Below are 2,039 nucleotides of genomic sequence, written 5' to 3' on the forward strand. Positions count from 1 at the left end.
CCCCCCCAAATCACGGCGACTTCTTCAACAAAATAAGCCCAAATTGCTTGATGCTGCGATTCGCATGAAGGTCTGCTAAGGTTATCAAAGCGGACGTCGCCATTCCTGTTCTTAAGCTGGGCATGGTGGTTGGGGGCTGCATGCCTCATTGGTCTCACACTTGGGTCTAGAGTTGGCTCTCCCGTATTTCGGGGGATCTGAACGGAGGCAGACACTTTTATGATAGATAATTTCGATTTCATTGTCATTGGCGCTGGTTCTGCTGGATGTGTTTTGGCGAGGCGGCTTAGCGAAAACGGCGATGCTCGCGTTGCCCTAATTGAGGCCGGAGGCCCGCCTGATCCCGTCCTCTCCCGCATTCCGGGCGCGGCCATGCGCCAGCAGAACACCAAATCCGACTGGGGCTTCCGCACTGTGCCCCAGAAGCACCTCTACGACCGTGTGATCTCCTATCCCCGAGGGCGCGTTCTTGGCGGCACAAGTATGCTCAACTACATGGTCTACGTCCGCGGCAATGCAGGCGACTACAACGGCTGGGCGCAATTGGGTAACTTGAGCTGGAGCTACGATGACGTCGTGCCCTATTTCATTCGCGCCGAAGCGAACGCCGAGTTCGAAGACGCCTACCACGGCACAAACGGCCCGCTCTCGGTTGAACGACACAAACACGCCCATCCCGTTTGCGAGGTGTTCTTCGAGGCCGCAGCGCAATGCGGTATCCCTTTCATTTCCGACATCAACGGTGCCACGCAGCACGGCTGCGGCTACCTGCAGGCGACCACCCGGAACGGCGTCCGCTGCGACACCGCTACCGGCTACCTCGATCCTGTGCGCAACCGTCCTAACTTGACAGTTATCTCTGAGGCCCTCGTGACCCGCATTGTTGTCGAAAAAGGCTGCGCCGTTGCCGTCGAACTGCTGGAAAAGGGTCGCACACCTCGCCGATTGACCGCTGAAGCTGAGATCGTGCTCTGCGCTGGATCGATAGGCTCGCCGCACCTCTTGATGCTCTCAGGTATTGGCCCCGCGGATCATCTCCAAGCCAACGGGATCGACGTCGTCCTAGACAATCCGCATGTCGGACAGCACCTCGAGGACCACTACTCTCAGGACGGCACGTCTCGCCGTCTAAAGGACCCCACGGCAATCTATGGCAGTGTGACCGAGACATTCGACGCGGCCATCACGGAGTTCCATGAGACCGGCGGCGGTCCACTCGCCACTATGCATTTGGACTCTGTCGCCTTCCACTCGGTAGACCCCGGAGCAGACTTTCCCCAGTTCCAGTCGATCTTCACACCAAGCCTCGCTGAGTTCTACCGCACCGCCGGACGGACTGATCTCGGCTCCGTGAAGCTTGGAGGCTATGTTTGCCGCCCCCATAGTCGCGGTTCGGTGACGCTTGCTTCCGACAATCCACTCGACCCGCCGCGGATCGACCCGAACTACCTTTCGGACCCACAAGACCTGCGCCTCATGATTGCGCACTGTCGCCGCAACGCGGAGATTCTGAACGCCTCAGCATTCGATGTAATCTGTGAAGGCCCTGCAACTCAGTCCGATGCCACCGATGCCGAGATCGAACACTTAATCCGAGAGACGGCCAGCACGATCTGGCACCCCACAGGCACATGCCGCATGGGGCCCGGTGAAGGTGCCGTCGTCGGCCCCGACCTTGCGCTCCACGGGCTTACGGGTCTTTCGGTCTGCGATGCTTCGGTCATGCCCACCATGGTAAGCGGCAACACGAACGCGCCCACCATTATGGTCGCTGAGAAGGGATCGGACCTCATCCGCGCTCGGCACTCGTAGCCGCAATTCGACCTTGGCTTCGCTGTAGACATTGGACAGCGCAGACTGAACTTCGGCTTCGTCCCGCGAAGTGTTCATCTACGACCTTCAGTTGTCCCAAACGCCGAACCGAAACTGTCAGATGACCGCTTTGAGCCGATTGTGTTCTCTAATTCCGCAAGATGATTTGAGCATTTTTTGTTCCTGCCGGTTCCAGTGTTCTCTTCGCAGTAGGTGTTCCACCTCTG

At 58.5% G+C, this 2,039-nt stretch carries 1 protein-coding gene; it reads left to right on the forward strand.

Features of this window, described 5'->3' with window-relative positions; all coding sequences use genetic code 11:
- The first annotated feature begins 219 nt into the window (after nt 1-219).
- A complete protein-coding gene (locus ACEWL3_RS20565; protein WP_386185428.1) occupies nt 220-1,812 on the forward strand; it encodes a GMC family oxidoreductase in 1,593 nt (530 codons plus the stop codon).
- The last annotated feature ends 227 nt before the right edge of the window (nt 1,813-2,039 follow it).

The organism is Sulfitobacter sediminivivens (assembly GCF_042611115.2).
Classification (GTDB): Bacteria; Pseudomonadota; Alphaproteobacteria; order Rhodobacterales; family Rhodobacteraceae; genus Sulfitobacter; species Sulfitobacter sediminivivens.